11 protein-coding genes are annotated in these 23,945 nt (G+C 50.5%); 8 read left to right on the top strand and 3 right to left on the bottom strand.

Annotation, left to right across the window (positions count from 1 at the left end; all coding sequences use genetic code 11):
* The first annotated feature begins 103 nt into the window (after nucleotides 1-103).
* From JIN87_RS01310 to JIN87_RS01290, 5 genes are all read left to right on the top strand, one after another.
* A complete protein-coding gene (locus tag JIN87_RS01310) occupies nucleotides 104-2,089 on the top strand; it encodes a sulfatase-like hydrolase/transferase (RefSeq protein ID WP_200353698.1) in 1,986 nt (661 codons plus the stop codon).
* A 7-nt stretch (nucleotides 2,090-2,096) separates the two neighbouring features.
* A complete protein-coding gene (locus JIN87_RS01305; RefSeq protein ID WP_200353697.1) occupies nucleotides 2,097-3,503 on the top strand; it encodes a hypothetical protein in 1,407 nt (468 codons plus the stop codon).
* 225 nt (nucleotides 3,504-3,728) lie between these two features.
* A complete protein-coding gene (locus JIN87_RS01300; protein WP_200353696.1) occupies nucleotides 3,729-6,854 on the top strand; it encodes a TonB-dependent siderophore receptor in 3,126 nt (1,041 codons plus the stop codon).
* A gap of 110 nt (nucleotides 6,855-6,964) precedes the next feature.
* Nucleotides 6,965-8,419, top strand: coding sequence for an arylsulfatase (locus tag JIN87_RS01295; protein ID WP_200353695.1), 1,455 nt, complete (start codon nucleotides 6,965-6,967; stop codon nucleotides 8,417-8,419).
* Between the two features lie 98 nt (nucleotides 8,420-8,517).
* Nucleotides 8,518-9,978, top strand: a complete 1,461-nt coding sequence (locus JIN87_RS01290; RefSeq protein ID WP_200353694.1) for a sulfatase — start codon at nucleotides 8,518-8,520, stop codon at nucleotides 9,976-9,978.
* 40 nt (nucleotides 9,979-10,018) lie between these two features.
* On the opposite strand, the gene JIN87_RS01285 is transcribed toward JIN87_RS01290, so the two are convergent.
* Together JIN87_RS01285 and JIN87_RS01280 are read right to left on the bottom strand one after the other, a co-directional pair.
* On the bottom strand, nucleotides 10,019-12,430 hold the full coding sequence (locus JIN87_RS01285; protein WP_200353693.1) for a hypothetical protein: 2,412 nt from the start codon (nucleotides 12,428-12,430) through the stop codon (nucleotides 10,019-10,021).
* A 125-nt stretch (nucleotides 12,431-12,555) separates the two neighbouring features.
* Nucleotides 12,556-13,515 carry an IclR family transcriptional regulator domain-containing protein gene (locus tag JIN87_RS01280; protein ID WP_200353692.1) on the bottom strand — a complete coding sequence of 320 codons (960 nt, stop codon included), beginning with the start codon at nucleotides 13,513-13,515 and terminating at the stop codon, nucleotides 12,556-12,558.
* Nucleotides 13,516-14,130: 615 nt separating this feature from the next.
* Between JIN87_RS01280 and JIN87_RS01275 the strand changes: the two genes are divergently transcribed.
* Genes JIN87_RS01275 through JIN87_RS01265 form a run of 3 tightly spaced genes read left to right on the top strand, consistent with a single transcriptional unit; the run spans nucleotide 14,131 to nucleotide 21,087 of the window.
* Nucleotides 14,131-16,752 (top strand): alpha-L-rhamnosidase-related protein, encoded by a 2,622-nt coding sequence (locus JIN87_RS01275; RefSeq protein WP_200353691.1) that lies wholly within the window; start codon nucleotides 14,131-14,133, stop codon nucleotides 16,750-16,752.
* Entirely contained in the window at nucleotides 16,739-19,660 is a 2,922-nt protein-coding gene (locus tag JIN87_RS01270; RefSeq protein ID WP_200353690.1) for a glycoside hydrolase family 2 protein, read from the top strand. The genes JIN87_RS01275 and JIN87_RS01270 overlap by 14 nt, the downstream gene beginning before the upstream one ends.
* 23 nt (nucleotides 19,661-19,683) lie before the next feature.
* Nucleotides 19,684-21,087 carry a sulfatase gene (locus tag JIN87_RS01265; RefSeq protein ID WP_200353689.1) on the top strand — a complete coding sequence of 468 codons (1,404 nt, stop codon included), beginning with the start codon at nucleotides 19,684-19,686 and terminating at the stop codon, nucleotides 21,085-21,087.
* Between the two features lie 1,360 nt (nucleotides 21,088-22,447).
* Here JIN87_RS01265 and JIN87_RS01260 read toward each other — a convergent pair.
* On the bottom strand, nucleotides 22,448-23,914 hold the full coding sequence (locus JIN87_RS01260) for an enolase-like domain-containing protein (protein WP_200353688.1): 1,467 nt from the start codon (nucleotides 23,912-23,914) through the stop codon (nucleotides 22,448-22,450).
* Nucleotides 23,915-23,945: the final 31 nt, after the last annotated feature.

The following is a 23,945-nucleotide window of genomic DNA, read 5'->3' as shown; positions in this document are numbered from 1 at the left end:
CGAACGTGCAGGGGACTAGGATCCACGGTCCTACATGAACGTGTAGGCTGACGTTTGGGCGAATCCTTGGCATACTCGGAACCTACCATTTCCGATCTACCCCATGATTCCCCGAACTGTTTCAAACTCGCTTATTCAAAGAGCTGTCCTGCGTCTGAGTGTGCTTAGCCTCTTCTCTGCCATTGCTATAGCCTTCCTGGGTGCGGCTGAGAAACCGAATATCCTTTGGCTGACGATCGAGGACACGAGCGCTTACGAATTCGGGTGTTACGGCAACGAGGATGTTGAGACGCCGAACATTGATGCGCTGGCAGCCGGTGGTCTGCAAATGATGAAAGCCTGGTCATCCGCCCCGCATTGTTCGCCTGCTCGTTCAACCCTGATCACGGGGAGTTACGCAACGACTTACGGCATGGATAACCATCGTCGGCGCTGGGACACGCCGGCAGGGATTTTCTACCCTGAACTTCTGCGTGAGGCAGGCTACTACTGCACAAACAACTCGAAGACCGACTACAATACGACGCGGAATCGCAAGGGGATTTGGGATGAGTGTTCCTCTTCTGCCACCTACAACAGTTCTGATCGGAGGCCGGGGCAGCCGTTCTTCGCCGTTTTCAACGCGAACATCACGCATATGAGTCGATTGACTAGCGTGACCACTGAGGGGAGGCGTGGTTTCGGCAAGGAAGGGCTAGACCCGCAGAGTTTGGATTTACCGACTTATGTCCCGGATTTGCCCGAGGTACGTTCCGATTATGCCTTCCACTTGGAGGGGGTGCAGGATGTCGATCGATGGGTGGGTTTGTTTTTAAAGGATCTGGAAGAGCGTAGTTTATCTGAGGATACGATTGTATTTTTCTACTCTGACCACGGCGGGAGCCTGCCGCGCGGAAAAGGCTTTCTCTACGAGAGTGGATTGCGTGTGCCTTTTCTCATATACGTTCCCGAGAAGTTCAGACATCTTGTCGATTTCAACCCGGGCACGCAGTCTGATCGTTTGATCGGTTTCGTTGATGTTGCTCCGACCTTGCTCAGCCTGTTGGGGATAGAGCCACCGCAGTGGATGCAGGGGCAGGCGTTTCTTGGCGAGTTTGAACAGCCTGCTCGTGAGATGCAGTTCGCGTTTCGAACGAATCAGGAGCGTCATTACGATCCCTGCCGGGCGGCGACTGATGGCCGTTGGAAGTACATTCGTTCGTATTTGCCGAGCAGAGCGTATTGTCTGCGAAACGACTTTCAGTGGCAGATGCCTTCGAACTTGGCTTGGGACGCGTACGCAGCCGAACGCAGCGAGATTCCTGAACGAAGTCGTGCTGACGCCGTTTGGCTGCAGCCATTTACCGCTAAAGGGGTGGAGATGCTCTTCGATCTTGAAGCTGATCCTCACGAGGAGAAGAACCTCGCGGGCGACCCTGCGTATGAAACGATTCTGGCTAAAATGAGAAAGGCTGTTTCGCGTCATGTGCGAGAGACGCGTGATTTGGGATTTTTCCCGCCTACCTCAAAAGTGAAGCAAGAAGGTGTTTCGCTTTACGATTGGGTGAATCAAAATCGGTACGATTTGGAGGCGTTGATCAGTTTGGCCGAAAAGGCTTCCCTGCCAGAGCGGAGTGACCTTGCTGAGTTTCTTGCGGCAATGGAGAGCGAGTATCCCGAAATTCGTTTCTGGGCGGCGGCTGGAATTTCCGAGCTGGCTGCAAGGGGAGAGTTGAAAGAGGTTCCCAGAGAGTTGGGTAAGGCTCTGTATGATTCGGATGCTTATGTATCTGCGACTGTAGCGGAGGCGTTATGTCTTGCTGGTCAATCGAGTATTGGACTGCCGGTATTGATCGAGGGAGTACGGTCAAACTCTGGAGAGAAGATGGCACCGTTCTACTCGGCTTTGGAAACGCTAAGCCGAAATCCGAAGCAGGTGGATTCGCTGCGGGCGTTCAAGGAGGAGATCGCAGCTCTCGGTGGTTTTTCGGCTCGCTCCTTGCTGGTGAATATAGGCGCAAAGGAGGTGGAAGAACTGTATCCACTGTCAGCGAAGAAAAAGGGGAGGCAAGTTAACGAGACGCGACGTCCATTGAAGCCTTTGCCGTAGGAAAGTAATGAAAAAGATGATACGAATTCTATTTGCCGGTCTTGTGACAGGTTTGTTGGTCAGTGCCGCTTATGGGAATGGCAGCGACAAATACGCTACCATTTATCCGGATGAACAAGGGCAAGTGATCGATACTGTGTTCTTCGATCTTAAGAGTCCTTACGCGGCGAAGCAGGTCGCGGAAGGCGATCCTCTGTACAATGCTCACACATTGTTCGCCGATGATGGGTTCAATGGAATCCGCACTTCGATTTATGGAACGAGGGATCATCCCCGTAAACCACGCCCGGGGAAACCGGCTCACCCCGCTCCGGGCGAAGTTGACGGCAAGTATTACGAGCAGGAGGTTACGGCACTGAAAAACGCGCTCGCGGTGAATCCAGATCTGAAGATTTTCGCGAGCAAGAAACTCAACGGTCCTGCCAGCTTTCCTCTGTGGACTCTGAAAACGGATAGCGACGGGGATGGGGTTGCTGATCGCGGAGTGGACCCTCGAAAGTACGCCATCCTGCTAGTCGACTATATTGAATACATGTTTGGTCACGGCATTCCCACTCACTTTCTAGGATTGGATAACGAGTACTTTTTCAACGAAGGGCGTATTAATCCGAAAGTGCACGTTAGGATCGTGAAGGCATTTCGAGAGGAACTGAAGCGTCGCAACAAGGTTCGCAGTAAAGGTGGTGAAGAGTCGCTTCCGGTACCATTGTTAATTGGTCCTGAAGATTACTATCCGAACTCAAATGGATGGATGGATAAACTGATGGAACGCAAGGGCGGGCACAGTATGGATATCTATGGGACTCACTATTACCCCGAAGATCGCGATAGCCATCTGAAGTTGCTGGAGCATGATCTGGCTTTAGCGGGCGAGCGGCCTAAGTGGCATACGGAGTTGCATTGGAATACCCGTCCCAATGCAGATGATTTTGACGAGTCGGAGGACGCGATCGGTTCACTTTGGGATTGTATCGACCTTGGTATGACAGGGTTCATCTGGTGGCACTATCAGCGCGAGTTCGATAGTTTTCGAGGCGATGTGATGAGAGAGATCACAACTCACTTGCTTGGATATTCGCCGGTGAAAGTCACGGATTTTGACGGAGAGGAGATTTTGACCAATGGAAAACTCCACACCAGGGCTTTAAGGAAAGGAAACACGATACGGTTCTACGCTCTGAACATGAGCGAGTTGGAACATGACGCGTTCACCATCAGCCTGGCGAACGGATCGCTTCGTGGTGACGCCTATTTCGACCAGTGGGTCGATATCGATCCTGCACTCAACAACAAGCCCTTGGAAGGAACGAGCTATGTTAAGGCATCAGGGATTCCTGCACGAATTTCTTCTTCCGATATCGAACTCAAGATCCCTGCTAGGTCGGTCACCATGGTGACGCTGGTGCTTGATTAATGAACATGAATTAGCCCGAGAGTTTTCCCCGCAAACATCGCCCTACACGAACGTGTAGGATGACGAAGACGACTCTCCATGAGATACTTCATCTAGAACAAAACAAAGAACCCATACCGATCGAGAATACCCCAATTAATTCGAATGGCCCAGTTTTGTTGCCCTGGCGGGTGCGAACTTAGCGTCTCTGGTGTATTATCGACCAACCCCAAAATCCCAATCGAAATGCTTAGACATAGCTACAAAGGTGACACCAAGGTAGTGTTCACTCCAATCGCAGCAGCAGCCGTTGCTTTTTCACCGTTTGCTTCGGCTCAAGATGCCGGCGAAGAGGATATTTTCGAACTTAGCCCATTTGAGGTAAAAGCTGCGGAAGATGAAGGCTACCGTGCAGAGAGCACGCTGTCTGGAAGCCGCCTCAACTCGTCGCTGAAGGACACCCCTGCAATGGTCGAAGTAACGACCTTGGAGTTGCTCGAGGATTTGGGAGTAAACGACTTTGAAGAGCTGCTGGTTTACCAAGGCAATGTGCAGACGGAAGAGTTCGAATCGCAGGGAGCGGCGAATTCCGGTACGTTTAATAGCTCACTCCCCAATCAGCGTAACAGTTTTCGCTCTCGCGGTTTTTCCGGTTCAAGGACGCGAGACTTTATAATGTGGAATTCTCCGGACGATGTTTACAATGTTGAGCGTTTCGATTTTTCTAAAGGACCAAACGGAGTGCTTTTTGGAGTTGGATCGATTGGCGGTACTGCGAATGCAACTACAAAGCGTGCGATCACTGGTAAGGATCTTACTAAATTGGAACTGCAGTACGGTAGCTGGGACCATCGACGGGCATCAGTGGACTTGAACAAGGTCTTGATTGAGGATAAGTTGGCGATTCGCCTGAACGCTCTTGAGCAAGATAAAGGTGGGCATCGCAACTTTCAATTTAAGGACACCAGTCGTGTTGCTCTCGCTGGTACTTTTAAAGCGTCTAAGCGGACGAGTTTCCGATTCTCTTTTGAGGACGGAGATTTGTCGCGGTCTAACCACCGTCCGTTCGGTCCTTCTGACCAGTTTTCCGAATGGCTCGGAGAAGGGCAACTAGAGCCAAGCTACGGGGGCAATGGACGCGGTATTGCTCAGTCGGGTAATGGCATTGATGTCTTGAATGGAAATGCTCGCATTGTTGCGATCGAGAATGCGGATGGAACCTACTCTGCTTATAATTGGCGTCACTCTCCCCGAAGTTCTGTCTATAATGATAAAAGCACGGACGATGATTTTACAGCAAACTACGCGGGGCGTCGCTTGTACGATGACTCGAGTGTCTTTGGTGAATACGCAATTCCAGATATCGTTGCGACCGAAGGACCCGACGCAAAATTGAGTTCAGATTGGGATCAATTGCTCTTGGCTGCTGAACACAGCTTCTCGGAAGATTTCCGGATGGAGATTGCTTACTACGACGAGACTTTGAATACGTTTGGCACGAATCCAGGAGGCACGGAAATTCGTGTGGACTTGGTAGAAAACTTCGGGTCTAGCGTATCAGGAAACCCATACAGGGAAGCTAATCTTGTTGGGGATAACTCGAATTATGGTGAGTTCTATATGGAAAACACATGGCGAACTGATTCCAACCGCAAGGAGTTGGAAGGTTTGCGAGCTACTTTTTCTTACGACCTGGACTTTCGTGAGATGTTCGAGGGGAAGACTGGAGATATACTGGGACGTCATCGCCTTGCTTTACTCGTAGAGAAGCAAGAGGAATTGTTTAATCGCGAAAATACTTTTGAAGTCTTCACGGCCGACGGTCTCGCGTCCTTCGGGGGGACTCATGCGAATCCTGAACACTCCCGGAATCGTGTGTTTCGTCGCAACTACGTTACATTTGGTGAATGGGATACTTTCTATACCGGACGCTTTCCAACTGACATGAGCATGGGCGTTCCCATGCCGGATGGTTCGGTGACGCCAGTTGAGACGACGTTTGTTCCTACTGGTGAGTTTGCTATTTCCAATGACGTGACTGACGACGACATCTTCATGATCGCGAACCAGAGTTATTTCATGGATGGTCGTCTTGTTACGACTATGGGTTATAGAGTCGACGATCTCGTAATAGATCAGGCCGACTCCGTGCGTGATACTTTGGCGAATACGGGCGTAGTAGATTATGATGGAGACGGTATGGTGAACGAATGGGTTCTTCTTGATGACGTCCGAAACGAGACTACTGTGAAAGGGATCAGTCGCAGTTTTGGTGGTGTGTTCCACCTGAATGAGACGTTTAGTGTTTTCAGTAACTACTCGAGTGGTCGTTCTCTGCCGAAAATAAACGAGCGAATCGCTCCTGACGGACGCGTTGCCCCTGGACTCGTGGGTGAGTCGTACGATGTTGGTATTTCGTTCGACCTGATGGATGGGAAGATCTCCGGCCGTCTGAGTCACTTCAATATCGATGAGCGAAATCGATTCTTCTTCCAAGACGGTAAAGCCGACCAAGCGGCAACGCGTATCATGGACGCTCTTGTCGGACTCGAGGATGGTGAAGGGAACCCATTGAACTTAATCTCCCCAGAAGAGTACGATGTGCGTACTCCGAGCTTTAATGGAGGCTTGGGAGACGGTGAAGGCAAGGGATACGAGTTACGCTTGGTGGGCAACATGACAAAGAATTTGCGCTTCTCTTTCAACTACAGCTACAGCCAGAGAGACTTGGTGAACGTACTCGACCAGACGCTCGATTGGATGGAAGCCGAAAGCGAGTACTACGCGGACGTTCTCGCCCAAGCGGGTCTCGACCTCGATAGCGATCTTGGCATTGACTGGAAGGTTGACGGTTCAACCCGTAACAGTGCCCAGGATGTTTTAAACGTCGTTTATGGAAACGTGATAAAGACGAAGGCGCAGAAGTCGATCGGGTTTGGAGAACGTGCTCACAAGGCGAACTTCAGCGGAAACTATACCTTTAAGGAAGGTAGTCTGAAGGGCTTCTCCTTTGGTGGTGCCTTGCGTTGGCAGGATCAAAATGCGGTGGACGCGATTGTCGACTTTGAGGATCTCAACGGAAACTTCGGTATCGATTTCGGCGAAGCTGCCCTTGGTGCGGATGGTGAACCGATCGTTATGGATACGGTCTACGGTACTGACACTTTCATGGCTGACCTTATGGCGCGATACCGCTTCAAGACAAAGTTCTTTGGAGAGAAGACCGAGATGGATCTACAACTCAACATCAAGAACGTCTTGGACAACGACGACATCTTGCCGATGAGCTTTAATAACGCGTTTACCGGGTACAACCAGTACCGGTATCAAGAGCCGCGCAGCGCTCGCGTGACAATGCGTCTGAAGTTCTAGCCCCGAGAAAAATTGAGAAATGCGGGCAGTCGAGCTTTCAATAGTCTTGGCTGCCTTTTTTATACAATTGGCAAAGCCAAAAAACGGTTCCCAAGATTTATTATAAACGAATGAAACGACAACGATTTGTATCCAAAATTTGCTTCTTTGCTTTCGCGAGCATTATCCTTCTCGGACAGGCTCGAGAATCTACACAGCCAAATATTGTCTACATCTTGGCCGATGATCTGGGCTATGGTGACTTGAGCAGCTTTGGGCAAACGAAGTTCCAGACCCCTGAGGTCGATCGCTTGGCGGAGCTCGGAATGGTATTTACGCAACATTATTCGGGGAGTACCGTTTGCGCTCCTTCGCGTTCCTGCCTTATGACAGGTCTACACACTGGGCACACTCCGATTCGCGGCAATTTCGAAATACAGCCCGAGGGGCAGTTGCCCATGCCCGCTGACGTTCAGACGCTCCCTCAATTGTTGCAGGAATCTGGATACGTTACTGGCGCATTTGGAAAATGGGGGTTAGGCTACCCAGGATCTGAAGGGGATCCGATGAATCACTTCGATGTATTCTATGGATTCAACTGTCAGCGTCTGGGGCATCACTACTATCCTTACCATTTGTGGGACAATGAGGAGAAGGTGATTCTCGAAGGAAATGCAGGTACGGCTAGTGGTGAATACGCTCCGGAGCTCATTCACCAGAAGTCGCTCGAGTTTATCGAGAAAAACAAGGATGTTCCGTTTTTTTGTTACATCCCAACAATCATCCCTCATGCGGAGTTGGCGGCGCCTGAGGAGGATATGGAGCGATTCCGTGGGAAATTCGAGGAAGTTAAGCCTTTTGAGGGAATGGATGATGGCCCGAAGTTGAGAACTGGGTACTATCAGTCTCAGGCTGAACCACGCACCGCATTCGCTGCAATGATGTCGGTTTTTGATCGGCACGTTGGAGAGGTTGTCGCGAAGCTAGAGGAACTAGGAATTGCTGAAAACACGCTCGTGATTGTGACTTCGGACAACGGTCCGCATTTTGAAGGTGGCGCAGACCCAGATTTCTTCGACAGCAATGGCGTGTTCCGCGGTAAGAAACGTGACTTGTATGAAGGTGGGGTTCGTGTTCCGATGATCGCATACTGGCCGGGCAAGATTGAGGCCGGAGAGCGTAGCGATCTCATCTCAGCATTCTGGGATATGATGCCGACTTTTGCCGAAATGGCTGGCGCTGAGTCGTCAGCAAAAATGGACGGACTTTCGATGTTGCCGACATTGTTGGGAGACGTGGAGAATCAGAAAACGCATGAGTATCTGTATTGGGAGTTTCATGACAAAGGCGGCCGCCAGGCTGTACGTCTCGGAAATTGGAAAGCAGTGAAGTACGATGTGTTGAAACACCCGAATCGTCGACTGAAGCTCTTCGACCTTTCGTCTGATCCAAGTGAAAGCGTTAACCTTGCTGGAAGCTATCCGGAGGTTGTCGAGCGTATGGAGAAGATCATGAAGAATGCTCGGACTCATAACGAGAACTTCACTTTCAGCTTACGTCAGTACGACGCGGAAGCGAAAAAGTAGTACATTCGAGGATCTTTGCGATTCTGGTTTAAGCGTTTAATGGGGAAATGGTTCGCTCTTTCAGAAGGCTCTGAAAGAGTGTTGCTAAAATTTTTGATATGAGTATCAGGCGTTTGATTAATGTTAGCGTGTTCTTGGCGACGATCGGGGCTGTTTGCCTTCCTCAAGAAACGCACGGGCGGGATCAGCCAAACATTCTCTTTGTCTTTTTAGATGATTTTGGCTGGCGGGACGCTGGCTTTATGGGCTCTGACTTTTACGAGACACCGGTTATTGACCAGCTAGCGTCTGAGGGGACGGTGTTTACCAATGCGTACGCCGCCTCAGCGAACTGCGCCCCAAGTCGAGCGTCCTTGCTGTCAGGACAGTACACTCCGCGTCATGAGGTTTACAACGTTGGAACTAAGCCACGAGGCAAAGCAGAACATCGTCGACTGGAGCACATTCCTGGAGTTGATGTTTTGGATACGGACATCGTAACGTGGGCTGAGTTGGCTCAAGAAGCTGGTTATGTCACTGCGATAATGGGAAAGTGGCATTTGAGCGACGACCCCTTGGACTATGGTTTTGACGTGAATATAGGCGGAGATCATCGCGGAAGTCCTCCGAAAGGCTACTATTCTCCACACGTCGATGCACCGGGATTAGAAGATGCACCGGATGGCGAATACATTACAGATCGGCTGAACGACGAGGCCCTCAAATTTATTGAGGATAACAAGAAGGAACCTTGGTTGCTTTATCTCTCCCACTTTGCGGTGCACACGCCGCTCGATGCAAAGAAGGAGTTACTGCAGAAATACGAAGAGAAAAAGCCGGGAGAACTTCATTCGCACGTAGAGATGGGGACGATGATCGAGTGTCTCGATCAAGGGATTGGTCGAATATTGGGAGGGCTCAAAGAGCTGGAACTGGACGAAAATACTGTTGTGATTTTGACTTCGGACAATGGCGGTTATGGGCCTGCGACTGACATGTACCCTTTGAAAGGATACAAAGGTACTTACTTCGAAGGTGGGATTCGAGTGCCTCTGATTGTGAAGTGGCCTGGAGTTGGAAACCCGGGAGAGAAAGTCGTGGCTCCGGTGTCCGGGGTGGATATTTATCCAACCCTCTGCGATATCATGGAGATTGATTTACCGGACGAGCAGGTGCTCGATGGCGAGAGCTTAAGAGGTTTGGTCGGCAGGGAAGCTGAACTAAAGGTTCGTCCGCTCTTCTGGCATTTCCCGGCTTACCTTCAATCCTACAGAGGGGTTACTGATGAACAGCGTGACCCGTTGTTTCGATCCCGTCCATGTACTGTTGTTCGGCTTGGTGATTGGAAGCTTCACTACTACTACGAGGATCGCGAGCTCATGCTTTTCAATTTGAAAGAAGATGTGGGTGAGGAGCGGAATCTGGCCGAGAGCCATCCTGAGAAGGCGCGTGAGCTTTTGAAGCTAATCGAGGACTGGGTGAGAGAGACGGATGCGGCGGTGCCGGTTCGGCCAAACCCCATGTTTGATGGAGCTCTCCATTCAAAAGCGATCCAAGCTGTTCGGAATTCGAAAAAGTGAGCATCTGAAGACCAATGGCGGGTGGATGCTCGGAGTGGCTTTAGTCGACCAGTTCCACTTGGATTCGGTAGAAGCCCTCTGTAATTGATTCGGGTAATGTCCAAGTCATTGGATCGTCCGTGGTGCTGTCAGTTGTGATGTAGTCCACTAGCTTCCATGCCGATTTTAGGTCATTGGAATGCAGCAAGAGATAGCGTCGGCCTGCTTGGATACTGTTTTCAGGGATCGTGATTTCGGATCTAGAGCTCGCAACAGCGATGCTTGGCGAGATCAGTTCGCTAGCTGCAGACAAATCTGTACCCAAGACATACTCCACGAGATTGGATTTGCTGTCTTCGTCTAGATCGAAGGAAGCGTCAGCGGGGTTGCTAGGATCCAAGCCGTGCGTGCTTTCGACTGAATCAGGGATTCCATCGTTGTCGAGGTCGGGAGGTAGATATTGGGCTCCTCTAATCCGATACAAGCCTTTGCCGATCGATCTGGCAGCTGTCCTGGTTTCTGGATACGGCGAATCGCATAAATCGACAAGGCCGATTTGAAAGTTCTCTCCGTCTTTGCGTCCGGTTACGGCTTGGGAACGGTACTGGAACCAGTGTGCTCCTACAATTCTGTCATGTTGCAGAGCGTCCCGAAGATAGTGATACATCGCTTCCGCTCGATCGTTTTGATCACCCACGGCTCGCAGGCCTGTGTGAAAATAGCCACGCTCCACAGCTCCGAAGTGAAACTCTCCGATAATTATTGGCTTATCTATTGTGGAGACGGGAATGTCGTTCGGACTGTAGCGATACCAATTGATTCCAATAACATCGATGTGTGGAGCGGCGGCATTCATGATGTGGAAAGGCGTAAAAGCGATGAATCGGGAGCCTAGGAAGAGGGCGGGCGATACTTTTTGTCCCTCTTCTTTGATTGTTTGATACAACCTATCCGCATAGGCTTCCTCCCAAGCCATCGCATCTACGTCGCCGCCTGATGGTATTTCATCGAGAGCCCGAACGTTAGCCCAGCTACTGTATTGCGTGCCCCAAGCTGTATTTAGGGCGCTGATACTGGTGTGTCGTTTTTGCAGGAAGTCGATGATCGCTTCTTTGGCGTCGGATTCATCGTCGGCCTGCATGTAAGCATATGCGACTCGATAGCGAGAGTCGCTGTTGTTTTTCCGGAAGTGGTATTCGTTCTGGAAGAAGTACCCCAAGCACCACTCGCTGTTTAATAGATCTCTGGCTCCGTTTATCCTCCCGTAGACTGTGCTACGAAAATCTGAATCGAAGGGGTCCGGGAACTCGATCATGCTGCCGTTTGCGTCGACACTTAGAGTTGGCAAGTTCCAGCCGAGGAAGAGAGTGTAGGGGACAGGATTGTCCTGGTCGTTGAAGAGTCTGGAGTCGGACCAGCAGCCCATGGTGTTCATGCCCCAGCTCTTAATTCGGCGAAGGGAAAGCGCTCCTGATTGCTCGATCCAGCTGTCTCCGAATTTACGATACAGGTTCGACGGGCCAAATTCGTAGGTCCTTCCTCCAAAGGAAGCGCTGTTGGGATCTACGAATTGTCCGAAACCGGAGTCGGTCGACTCTGGTAAGTTTTCGAAGAAGTTCTCCCGACCTTCAGTCTTTGTCTCAGCGAAGCTGAACCCGAACCCTGTTGCTCCGTACGACCAAAAGAGACATCCACTCGGGTCTATTAGCCACCACTTGCCGTCTATCTTTTCGACTCGGAAGTGCCCGGTTGCTTCACGTTTGGGACCGGTCGCCCAGCCTCCGTATTGATTCCGATTTGCGGGTGGGGGATGGTTATCGAGTTCTAGTTCCTCGATCGCGATTGACGCCAGCAGCTCTGTCTCGTTGTGGATTTTGCCAGGCCAGTCCTCGTGTTTGTATTGGCCAAACTGGTCGATGAAAGGAAAGAAATCCTGTTCTGCGGCCATCTCTTGTGGCGATCGGTAACTTCCGTAAGCTCGTAGGTTCGTTAGCTCGAGATCGACCGGCGACTCTGCGAACACGGCGAAGCTGACAGTCTTGGAATCGTTCTCGAGGTCGATTCGTGCCCAGTGATCAATAGTCCCGCCCGGCATGGCTCGCATATCTGGAAACAGGCTGGATGCATTGCCGAGGAAATCGTTGTGCCGTGTCAGGTGCAGGGTTAGGTCGCGCGTGGAACCGGGCGGGAGATGAACGGCGCTTTGCACGTTCATCCACTTTTCCATGAACCAGCCCTCGACACGGCAATATGTGTCGGAGGAATTTTCGACTGTCACTTTGATTCCGAGCGCGTTTGAGAAGTCGCGAACCTCGTCAAGAATCTGGATCGTGTGTTGTTGTCCATCGGTGAAACTGTTCAGTTCGATTGGACCCTCGACGAGAGTCGTTTCAGCTCTAGCTGCAACGACTAGAAAGAGAGTGCCTAGTAGTGATGGGATCGAACGCGGCAATTCGCTAATTTGGAGTCTCATTCGAAGAGGAGTAACGTAAGCTCACAGTCGGTGCGCGTTTGTGGATTGTGAAAAGCGAAACTTGGTACTCGCTGGTCGAACATCGATCTTGGAACGTTCTGTTTTTTGGGGAGGGGCTGTGACGACTAGCATGCTTGTTGGACTTTGCTGTCGAACGACGGATGCTGCTGGCTGTTTGCTGGCGCGAGTCCTGATTTTCTGAGTTGGGTGGGGGCGAACCCGACGTAGTTCTTGAACGCTCTTGAAAAGTAGTAATGGGAGTTGAAGCCAAGGTGTATCGAGATCTCTTTTACGCTTAGGTCTGTGAGACGGAGAAGGTCTTTTGCCTTGTTGAAAATAAGCTTGTTCCGGTACTGGGTGGGCGTAGTGCCGAACTGCTCTTTGAAGCACTTACGGAACCAGCTGCTACACATCTCTACCTTTGCCGTGTAATTGATAATAGCTGACTCGTCGGCGTAGCTGGAGTCAATGAATTCCTTTGCTTTTCGGACCGCTTCGTAATGCGAGTTAGAGTGTTGGTCTCTCTGAAGAATTCTTTGTCGAATTGCTCCACAGGTTTTTTGCGTTTCGTGAGATAACGCAGAGGTTCGTTCAGCTGGGAACTCTCGTTTAAAGCCAGTGATGAAAACCGCTGCAATCGGAACGTCCTTATGGTCGGTTATGCAACTTGCGACGGAATTGATTCCGGCGAGGAATTCTTCAAGTTCTTCGGCATACCCTTGCTGCCGGTAGATTTCCAGCTTTCGGGTAAGCAGCTCTTTTCGGGGTAAGGTTTGGGGTGTAAGGGGTTCGAGCTTTAGCGACTGCAGCAGTTGGATCTTTTCATCGTGAGGGAGGCGGGCGAGCAGCGCTTTTCCGATCGCGGTGCAGTGGAGCGGGATTTTGCACCCGATTTTTGGGGTGTAGGAGTGGTCGCCTTTGCTGGGAACGGCGGCTATGATTTGTGCGCGTAGTTCATCCTTTTGTAGAATCGCTAGCCCGGTCGTCAGTTGTGTTTTGTTCCCTAGGTCGGCAAGTAAGTCGTTGCTGTCTTGGAGGAGTGAATTGAAATCTGTGAGGACGGGGTGTTGCTTGTCCGTGGGCATAGGACTGAGAGAGTATCATTTTCTGGTCCGCTTAGGGGTAGTAGTATTGTTGCAGGACGTTTAGGAATTGTTGCTGGGATAGGCTAGGCTGGTGACAGGAAGGGAGAATTGTCTTGGCTGCTTTCAGATCGGGAATCGGGAAGTCCTTGTGCAAGGCTGGCGCATGATTGTGCGGCAGTTCACTCTGCTGCCTTAAATTTGAAGGCTGCTGCAACAATTTTACTACCCAGTAGCTGGTATCAGCTGCTATACTCCCGCTTGCTTTGCCTGATTCGAAGAAAAACTAAACATTCGAACACTCCCCATCTCACCTCAATGAAGCCAAGCCTTCTGTTGATTCTCATATCCTCTTTCATTGCTCATCTGGAAGCTCTGCTTGAATGGGAAATATTACTGAAGATCCGATTCCAAGCGCATAGGGGGTGGAGGAGTCTCAGGCCCGCACAATTCCGTTTCGGGTCCCAGTCCGTCGGGTGAAAATCGTGAATGTCAATTTCGCCCTGACCGCGACTGTCGGTGACATCAGTCTCCGGGGGCGTCCATTCCCAGAGGGGCATTCAGATAATAGAGCGTATTTGTTTTGCTACTAGGCTTCTCCAATCCTCGATAAAACAAATGAATCCTTTCACTTCTGCTCAATACATGTTGGTACGAAAAATCATATCCGGGATCTCGCTTGGGGTAGTGTTTGCGTTGACATTGAGCTGCCAAGGGAAGGAAAGGGAGGCTTACTCGCAGATGGAAAATGGAGTTGTCGGCGTTTGGTCAGATCGCCCCTCAGAGCCTCGTTCGGTTCAAAACTGGGAGGCCCGTTGGATCTGGTTGGACGAAGGCCTTCAAAGTTCATCTCTTCTGGCGAGAAGAAGCTTTGAGTTGTCGGAGCGGCCAAGTTCCGCTCGCTTGAAGATATCGGCTACCTCGATCTACGAACTGTATGTAAATGGGCAATACGTGGCACGTGGACCGGCTCGCTGCGCTCCGCATCACCAGTCTTACGACGAGTTTGAGGTAGCTCCGCTCTTAGCCGATGGGCAAAACCTGATAGCGGTTCGTTCCTTGTTTCAAAAAGGGACTGTTTCCTACCATCATAAAGCGCGGGCAGGTCTGCTGGTGCAGTTGGATGTTGGACCGAAGGCAGGTGAAGGTCGCACTTTGCTTTCAAGTGGCAGGGGCTGGAAAGTTTCTCCTGATGCCTCATGGGATGATGGTTCTCCTCTTATCAGTCGCTTCCATCTCGAGAGCAGGGATCGAGTTGACTTGGGAAAAGAGGAGCGTGGATGGAATCGCATCAAGTTTGATGATTCCGCTTGGGCGAACGCTACAGTGCTTCATCGAAGAGTTGGGTGGCCCAGTCAGCAATCTAACGATGAGGGAAGTGTGCTCACGTCGCCTTGGACGGCTCTTTATCGCAGGGATATTCCTTATCTAGAAGAGGAAAAGAGAAAGCCATCGGAGTTGCTCCAGGCTCAACTATTTCCTTCTGGGGAGGATGTTGAAAAAGCGCGTATCCAGATTACCAAACGAATAGACTCTTCCCTCGTGCATGAAAGCGAGGAGAGCGTGCAGAAGCATCTTTCGGTGAGGAATGATCTAGCAGGGGGGGATGGGGTGTTCTTGCTCTATGATTTTGGTGAAGTTGTTAATGGCCTGCCCTATTTCGAGATCGAGGGCGCGGAGGGTGTTGTCGTCGATGTTTTGTGCTCTCCGTTTGTTGTTGATGGGACATTCACTTCGAATGTTATCGACTCTCTTTTGCACGATCGTGTGACCCTTTCGGGAGGGGATGATAACTGGAGATCCGCCTATTTCAAACCAACCCGCTATCTGGGATTGAGAGTCTCGGGGGGGAGTAGGCCAGTTGTTCTTAAAGAGGTGGGAGTACACCAAATCTCGTACCCTTTCAGCAAGAAGGGTGGTTTTCACGTGCCGGAGAGTCCGTGGCTGGAAGCGGCCTGGCACGCGACACTCAAGACGCTGGACGTTTGTACGACGGATGCCTTCACGGACAACTATCGGGAGCGTCGCCAATACGTTCAGACGACATACTACGCAGCATTGGGAAACTACTGGAGCTTCGCGGACTATGCCTTGGTGAGACGCTGCCTGTTTCAGGCTGCTCAAGAGCAAGTGGCGAGCGGCTTGATGCCCGCCTACGCTCCCCAGCATGGAGACGACTTCATGGTGATTCTCGATTCGAACACCGCATGGATCCGTTTGCTACATGACTATTTTCTGTATTCGGGAGACAAAGACAGTGTGCTTGAGTTATTGCCGGCAGCTCGACGTTTGATGTCGTTTTTTGCTATATATGTGGATGAGCGTGGCCTATTGGACCGGCCTTCTTTTTCCTATTGGATAGATCACTCCAATCTAGATCGTCGTGGGGCGAATTTCTGTATCAACGCCCACTACTTGGGAGCTTTGGAGGATTTCGCTGAGTTACTAACTTGGTTGGGCGATGAATCAGGGGCTGAATTCTCGGGGAAGGCGGATGTGTTACGAGATTCATTGCGCGGACTGTTTTGGAATGAAGATCGAGGCTTGTTTTGTGACGCGGTGATGGGTGAGGAACAGTCGCTTATGTTTAGCGAACACGCCAACGGCATGGCTTTGGCGTTGGGGGTCGCTACAGTGGAGCAAGGTGAGCTTGTCGCTCGGGAGCTATTGGCGGGGGATGCTCAGGAGCTGGCTCGGCGGGAGTCTGGCTTGACGGTTGTTACGCCTGCTGTGTCTTACCTCATGCATAAGGGGCTCGCTCAATATGGCTACACTGACGAGTCTTTAGCTCTCCTTCAGAAACGTTTTTCGCGTATGTTTGAAGTGGGTACAAATGAAACCCTGTGGGAGGAGTGGTGGCTACACGGTACCGGACGAACGGGTAGGTTTGTCGCAGGCAAGACGAGAAGCGATGCGCAGACTGAAAGCGCTTTTCCTACCGCGTTGTTCGGAGAGTTCTTGCTCGGACTTCGTCCTACGTCCCCGGGGCTTAAGACAGTGGTCCTCTCCCTGCCAAATACCGAGCTAAAGGAGATAAGCGGCTCGCTGCCCAGTCCGATGGGGAATTTGCTCGTAGATTGGAATTTAGAGGCTGGCACTTTGAGATTGGACGTTCCGGAGGGAATGCAGGTGCAGCTTGACGAATCTAGTTTCCGCGAGGCCGGTCGCCGGCTCAAAAAGGCTGCTGGTACCTCTGGTATTTTAACTCTGTCACATGGACTTCACAATGTTAGGTATTAGATCCCTGTTGTTTGTAGCGTTCTCTGCTACTTTATCGCTTTCAGTATCTTCTGGTGCTGCAAAATCGGCCCCAACCGACACTCTCTCCCTTGATGGAAAGTGGGAGATTGTCTTTGACGTAGATAACGCTGGCCGAGATGGGGACTGGCAGCTAGAAGAGAACTTCAATAGAGTAGAAGGACGTCGCGCAATCGACGTGCCGAGCGCGTGGGAGCGAATTGAGAAAGACTACGAAGGCGTGGCCTTCTATCGTCGTGAGTTCGAGGTTCCTGCTGATTGGAAGGACAAGGTCGTCCGGATCCAGTTTGGAGCGGTCAATTATCTGAGTGAACTTTGGATTAATGATGAGGCGATTGGCGTAAATGAAGGAGGTTTCACTCCCTTCGAGTTTCGCATCGACCGTGTATTGAAGCCGGGAGAAATGAACTCAGTGGCCTTGAGGGTCGTCGGTCCGATAATGCTTCAGGATAAAAATATCGATGGTATTGGGCAATTGGAGACAGTGCAGTGGCGGGGAGGATTGACCGCAGGTATTTGGCAGTCGGTACAACTCGTAGCTACTGGAGATACTTATGTTAAGGACGTTTTCTTAAGACCAAATTTGGGTGAGTCTTCAGCCACATTCGAAGTTGAGCTGGATCAAACGGGTGTGAAGACGGAAAAGGTTGATCTTGAAATCGAAATTTTCAGCACGGAGGAGGGAAGCAAAAAAATAGCGGTTTTGAGGGAAGACTTGGATCTACGTCCTGGAACTACACGAAAGAGCTGGACAATCAAAATGCCAGGGGCACTACCCTGGTCACCCGAATTTCCGAATCTATACAAAGCCCGCCTGACAGTGAGCACGGAGGGGCATCTATCAGATAGTTGGTCACACCGATTTGGATTACGCCACCTGACCCTGGAGGAGGGTGGTTTCGAGCTCAACGGCGAGCCGATCTATATCAAAGCGACTTTCTTCGAAGGTCTTTATCCGCGCGGTATTGCCAATCCTGACAGCGAGGAAATGATCCGTACTGAGATCCGGTTGGCGAAGGAAGCTGGCTTCAACATGATCCGGCCTTGGCGTCGTCCGCCGGTGCCTCAATGGCTGGATATCGCAGATGAAATGGGAGTACTCGTGATCGCAAGCCCGGCGATCGAATGTATGCGTCTGCCGCACTCGACTCCCTACCTGCCTCGGCGTATTGAGAATGAAATACGAGAGACCATTCTGCGTGATCGGAACCGAACCTGTATTGTGCAGTGGGAACTATTCAACGAATTGCATCGCCCGATTTTGATGCAAGCGATGCGTCCAATGGCGATGATGGCTCGCGATCTTGACCCCACTCGCCTCATTTTGGACGAGTCTGGCGGTTGGGCGTTTGGAGCGAATATGTATCTACCTTACGAATACGAGCCGACAAAAATTAATGATATTCACAATTACCCAGGTCCATTCATTAACAATCAATTGTTTGATGGGTATCTAGCGATCGGGATGAGCGATGATGAGAAGAAAACCTCCGGCTTTACGGGCAATACGCCAGGGCGGAATGTGGTCGCGGGTATTCCGTCATTCATTTCTGAAATTGGGTATGGAAGCCTGCCTGACCTATCGTCGGTTAATGAGTTATTTCAAGAAAAGGGCGAGCCTCTTGCTCCAGCTTATCGCTATCATGCTCGCTTGCAAGAAGAGCAGGAGCGGATGATCAAGGAGAGCGGATTCGATTATCTCTTTCCGGATTTTGATGATTTCGTTGAAGCTCAGCAGGAAATTCACGGTATGGGGAACAAGCGAATGCTTGAGGCGATCCGCAGCAATCCCAATGTCAGGGGCTTTTGCGTGCATGCATTGACTGGAGGGGACTGGGTTTTGGGAGCAGGTCTATTGGACATCTGGCGGCAACCTAAAGGTTATGTGTACGAAGGAACTAAAGCCGCGAACCAGCCACGGATTCTGGCTTTAAGGGCTTATCCTCGCAACGTCTACTCTGATGAAGGCGTTAAGATCGAGGTTACCGGTATCAACGATTTGGATTCGATTCCGTCTCTTTTGGAGGTCGATGTCCTCTCAGAATCAGGGAAAAGTGTCTTCAAAAAAGAGCTAAGCTTCGATTACACCCATGGTGTATCCCGAATTTTTGAAAAGGAGGTCGATGCTCGTAGGCTTTCTGGAACTTACACGATTAAGGCTCGAGCTCTTTCGGAGAAGGGAGATGTGTTAGCTAAAAATGAATACGAAATTGAGGTGTTCTCTTCTGCTTCTTTGAAGGTTCCGGCCGCCGAGATCGCAGTGTTGGATTTGGGGAATACTTTAACTCCTTTTCTTGAGGAATCTGGAGTTCGCTATTCAAGCTTCTCGAAGGACACTGCTGCGGATATTCCCGTTTTCATTACAAGTCTTGCCGCTAAAGAGGCCAAGGATAAGGCTTTGCTGAGTGAGTTAGTTGATTTCATCGAATCGGGAGGCACCGCCGTCTATATTCAAGGTAGCGGTACGAAATTCGATCGGTCGAAATCGACTCAGATAAAGAAGCTAGGGCTTCCGGTGTCGGGTAACGTTGAACACGCCATGGGCCTCTGGTCTTGTATTCCGCATCTTGTGAGAGATCACCCGATCTTTGATGGACTCCCGAGCGATACGGTAATGCGAGACATTTACCAGAACGTGTATCCTAAAACCACGTTGCGCGATTTAGGTGGTGAAAGTGTTGCCAGCTCTATTGGTTACGAGTGGTTTTCGCACGAGGACGATCTTCAGTATTCTGGTCCCGGAGAGTCCTGGTGGGGGGCAGATCTTGCGATCGTCCCCTTCGGAAAGGGACGTTGTGTGATCTCAGAATTGCGAATTGTCGAGAACCTTGGAAAAGATCCGGTCGCGGATATGATCTTCTTCAATCTTGTAAACTTTGCTAGCGAGTAGTTCGCTTCTTTTTAAGCCCAAATATGAAAACGCTCCTCTGCACCCTGACCCTTGCCTTGTTTATCCCGTTTCTTCGAGCGAGTGCTGAAAAGCCAAACGTTCTCTTGATCGCGGTTGATGATTTGAACGACTGGATCGGCGCCCTCAATGGGCATCCTGATACGAAAACTCCGAATATAGACCGGCTTGCGAAAAGAGGTACTCTCTTCTCGAATGCACATTGCCAGGCTCCGATCTGTAACCCTTCGCGGACGAGTTTGATGTTTGGTATGCGTCCCTCAACTACAGGCTTCTACGACAATAAGCCAAACTCGGCCCAAACACCTGCTTTCTATTCTAAGCATGTGAGCTTGCCGAGGCATTTCGCCGCGAATGGCTACCTGACCATGACGACAGGGAAGCTTTACCATGCGTCGAAGTTGCCGAAGGGGGACTTTGAGGTGGAAGGACCTCGTCCTGGGCAATGGATCGACTTGGATGAGGCTGTGCAAACAGAGCGGCCCGATCATATGCACTGGCTATGGGATTTTGGACCGCAAACCTACAATGAAGAGAAGTTCGCCGACTACGTAGATGCATCCTGGGCGATTGACCAACTTGGAAAGGAGTATGATCGTCCCTTCTTTCTTTCCCTCGGTTTTTACCGACCCCACGTTCCGTTCTTTTCGCCCGAACGTGTTTACAATCACCCGGATCTTTCAGGTGAGTTGCGTCTGCCGCTGGTGAAAACAGATGATCTCGACGACATATCAGAGCATGCGAAGAAAATAATCTATAGCCCGTATCCAGCATCTCAGGACTGGGTTGAGAAGAACAGTAATGAGAAGTGGTACGAAGCGATGCGTTCGTATCTGGCTTGTATCCGCTGGACGGATGAACAGGTGGGTAGGGTGCTTGATGCCCTGGACAAGAGTCCCCATGCGGACAATACGATCATTGTGTTTTATGCTGATCATGGATTCCATCTGGGTGAAAAGCGTCATTGGGCGAAGTGGACCCTCTGGGAGCGATCCACGCGCGTGCCGTACATCGTTAGTTACCCAGGAGGTGACGAGGGCAAGGTCGTTGATCAACCTGTCGAATTGTTGAGTATCTATCCTACGTTGGTCGATCTTTGCGGTTTGTCGGAGAACCCGGTAGTGGAAGGAAATAGTGTCGCTCCTTTGTTAGTGGATGCTGATGCTGATTGGCCGCATGCTGCGATAACGACTCTCTTTCAAAACAATCATTCGGTGCGCACGAAAGATTGGCGTTACATCAGCTATGCAGATGGCAGCGAGGAGCTATACGATCACCGCGTGGATCCGAACGAGTGGACAAACTTGGCCTCGGACCCGAGGAAGAGCAAGCTCATCGAAAAATTGAGGAAGTTGTTACCTCAAAAGAACGTGAAGCAGTTTACACTTCCCAAGAAGAGCAAGTCTTAGGCGGCTAGACCTGCTTCCCTGAGAGCTCTATACTTTTTCCAATAACGGCTTCTTGCTGTTTTGGCTTTCCAGGATTTTTGCTCTGCTTGGCTCTTGATGTTCTTGCAGGGAAGGGGCAAATGCGGAGTCGGAAACTCTTCGTATCCATTGCTATATTACGACTGGGTGCTCTTCGACGAGCTGACTACGGCTTTTCTTGGTTTTCCAAGTCGGCGTGAACAGCGTTTGTTTATAGTAATCTAAATATATCCTTTCGATTCTGCTGATAGCGGAAGCTCGAACGCCCTCAAAAAACTCAGAGCCAATAGAGCACGTGTGTCAGCTTCCTCGTAATTCGCCTCGAACGAAGAGTTTGATGACATCCTTGATTGGCATGTACTCGATTTCGTTGTATTTATCCTGTTCAGCTGGTTTGATTCACTGAAAAGGGGCTTCCGAAGTGGGGCGGTGTCGGTAAGCCCAAGAAAAGAGCTGTTTGTACTGCTCGTAGCTTATTGATCTCTTTGTCTTTGGGTGCTGAATGAACGGAAGACAGGACGATGCCGAGTGGTTCCGCTTTGTGCCCCATTAGAGGGTAAGTGTGTCGTTTAATTTCATTTTTCTGAAAATCGAAGAAGAACACTGGATGTGTCGCAAAATATTGATATTCAGAAGAATACGTGTGGTTTGGGTACTGAAAAACCGAAGCATCGCCTTCTTGCTTCGGTCAAAATGGTGGGAGATCCGAGATTGGTTGAGCTTTGCTCAAGTCCTTCGGACCCATGCGTTGCATGTCCCTTCTCCAGTCGCTTTGCTCCTTTCGTCAAACTCTCCGAGTTCGCGTCTCGGATCAATTCGGTTTACTCGCCAGAAACGAAAAAGCCGAAGCTTCGATATGTTGCTTCGGCAGGAAATGGTGGGAGATCCGAGATTGGGACGGGGCTTTGTCTATCAGTAGTTTAAAAATAGGATAGGTGTCGGTAGGTGTAATCGAAAGTGGGTTCGTCGAGTTGAGAATCGTTTGAGTATTCGCTATTCGCGAATCGTGAATATTGGCCGATGACAATGAATTCTGAAGATGTTGGGGTCGCGTTGATGCTTCTATTTGAAGAATAGGAGCTTCCTAACGCTGTGCTCGCAAGCGAGTTGAGAATGAGCACTTCTGAAGTTTACGGGGCAGCGAAGCGACTGTTGGAAGGGCATTTTGTTGAATTCGATTAGATAGTAGTCATGCGACGTGTTTTTGAAAATCTCGTTTCTGGGCGCGACTGTGAGCCAGGTGATTGGGCTATCGGTCTCAACTGTGGTCGTTAGAATATTCCGGAATATTAGGAAAACTTGTATCTATGAATTAGAGATGAGCGTTTTGTCTTGGCAGATCCTAATAGCCGAAATGACTGTCATCCGTTCCGAAAGGTGTTGCGGTGAGGTCCTTGGTAGGGAGTTGCCCATTTTTGATGTTGAGACGAACGTAGCCGTCATCCGACTGGGTATAGAGTTGGGGAAAGCTCCTAAGCGCGTTTCGTTGCAATTGGATATCGAATACGGATATTCCTTTGAAGTAGTGATGCCCGTTCCGTTCTACTGAGGCATTGCCGAGAGAGGCTTGGACTAGGCAATCTTGATGATTGGCGATTGGGCCGATATTGCAAAGGTCTTCTCCGCTCATGAGATGGCGCTCTTTGCCGCAATTGCGGTTCAGCAGATTTATGTGAGCCCGATTGATGATGCCTTTGAAAACGCCTTTGCAGTTCTTGTGGCTCGTCCCTCGATAACCCAGCTCGAGCGCTCTCGGCATCGATTCGATTTCGCCGTCGGACTCGTCGATGATGATGGGAGGGGCATCGATCCAGGCTTTTAATGCGTCGCCAATAGAGTCATTCAAAGCGACGTCTCGGTGAAAGGGCTGTTCTATGAAGAGCAAAGCATCGAGGAAACTCCTAGAGTCGTTATTGCTCCTCAGCGTCTCCCAAAACGACTTGAAGGTCGCGACATCCTTGAATTGTTCATTCCCATCTACTGAAAATGCGAAGTCTTGGATTCCTAGTTCCGAGAAGGTCTTTGCGATTGCTTGGAGTCGCTCTATGTCGGAGTCGACCTTTCCATTCACCTTGATCTTAAGGTCTTTTGTACCGTAGAACCGAATACAGTTCTCCAGGGATTGGGGAAGACCGTCGGACAGACGCTCGGATTCGGGGATGTCCGATTCGCGTATGTAATCGCCGAGTCCGACGGTATGGCGGATGGAGAGGGTTTCCAGAGGACGGGAAGGCAATAGATCCTTGGGAGAGGATTCGGCGAGTTCGGTGCGAATCGAATCCCATTGTATCCCGAACGCGTTTTCAAGAAGGAGGGAATGGAACGGTTGTTCGCGATACCTGCAGAAGGCGTCGATGAGCGCTCGTTCGATGAGCGATGTTCCGAAATTGGCGAGCAGGGGTGGGATGTTCTGTTGTTTGGCCCAAGCATCTTGGCGATCGTAAAGCGTCTTCCAAAATGCAAAGACGCTTTTCTCCTCGATCTCTCGAGCGAATTGGCCTGCTTTTTCGATGACGCACAGCATTTCATCGATTTCGTCGATGGGGTCCTTTTCGGGTTCTTTTGTGAACCACTTTGGAGGCAGATGATCGGCTGAAATGCCTTGCGCATCAGCTCCATCGATGTCGGCTGTCACGCGGATGAAACAGTGTGGCAGGTCTGTCATCGTTGCTATGCCGTATTTGAATGGCATGCGTGTCCTTACATCGTGTCGTTCGATTGAAACGGAGCGTATTGAAATCGACATAAGGGAGTGGTTGAGAGCGAAGGTTTTTGAAAAGACCTTTGCGATGGGAAGGTGATCTGACATGGCTTCGGTCGGAACCATTCAGGTCGCCACA

This window comes from Pelagicoccus mobilis, assembly GCF_016595505.1.
GTDB classification, from domain to species: domain Bacteria; phylum Verrucomicrobiota; class Verrucomicrobiia; order Opitutales; family Opitutaceae; genus Pelagicoccus; species Pelagicoccus mobilis.
Note: the sequence above shows the minus strand (reverse complement) of the source record. Positions and strands in the feature narration are given on the sequence as shown.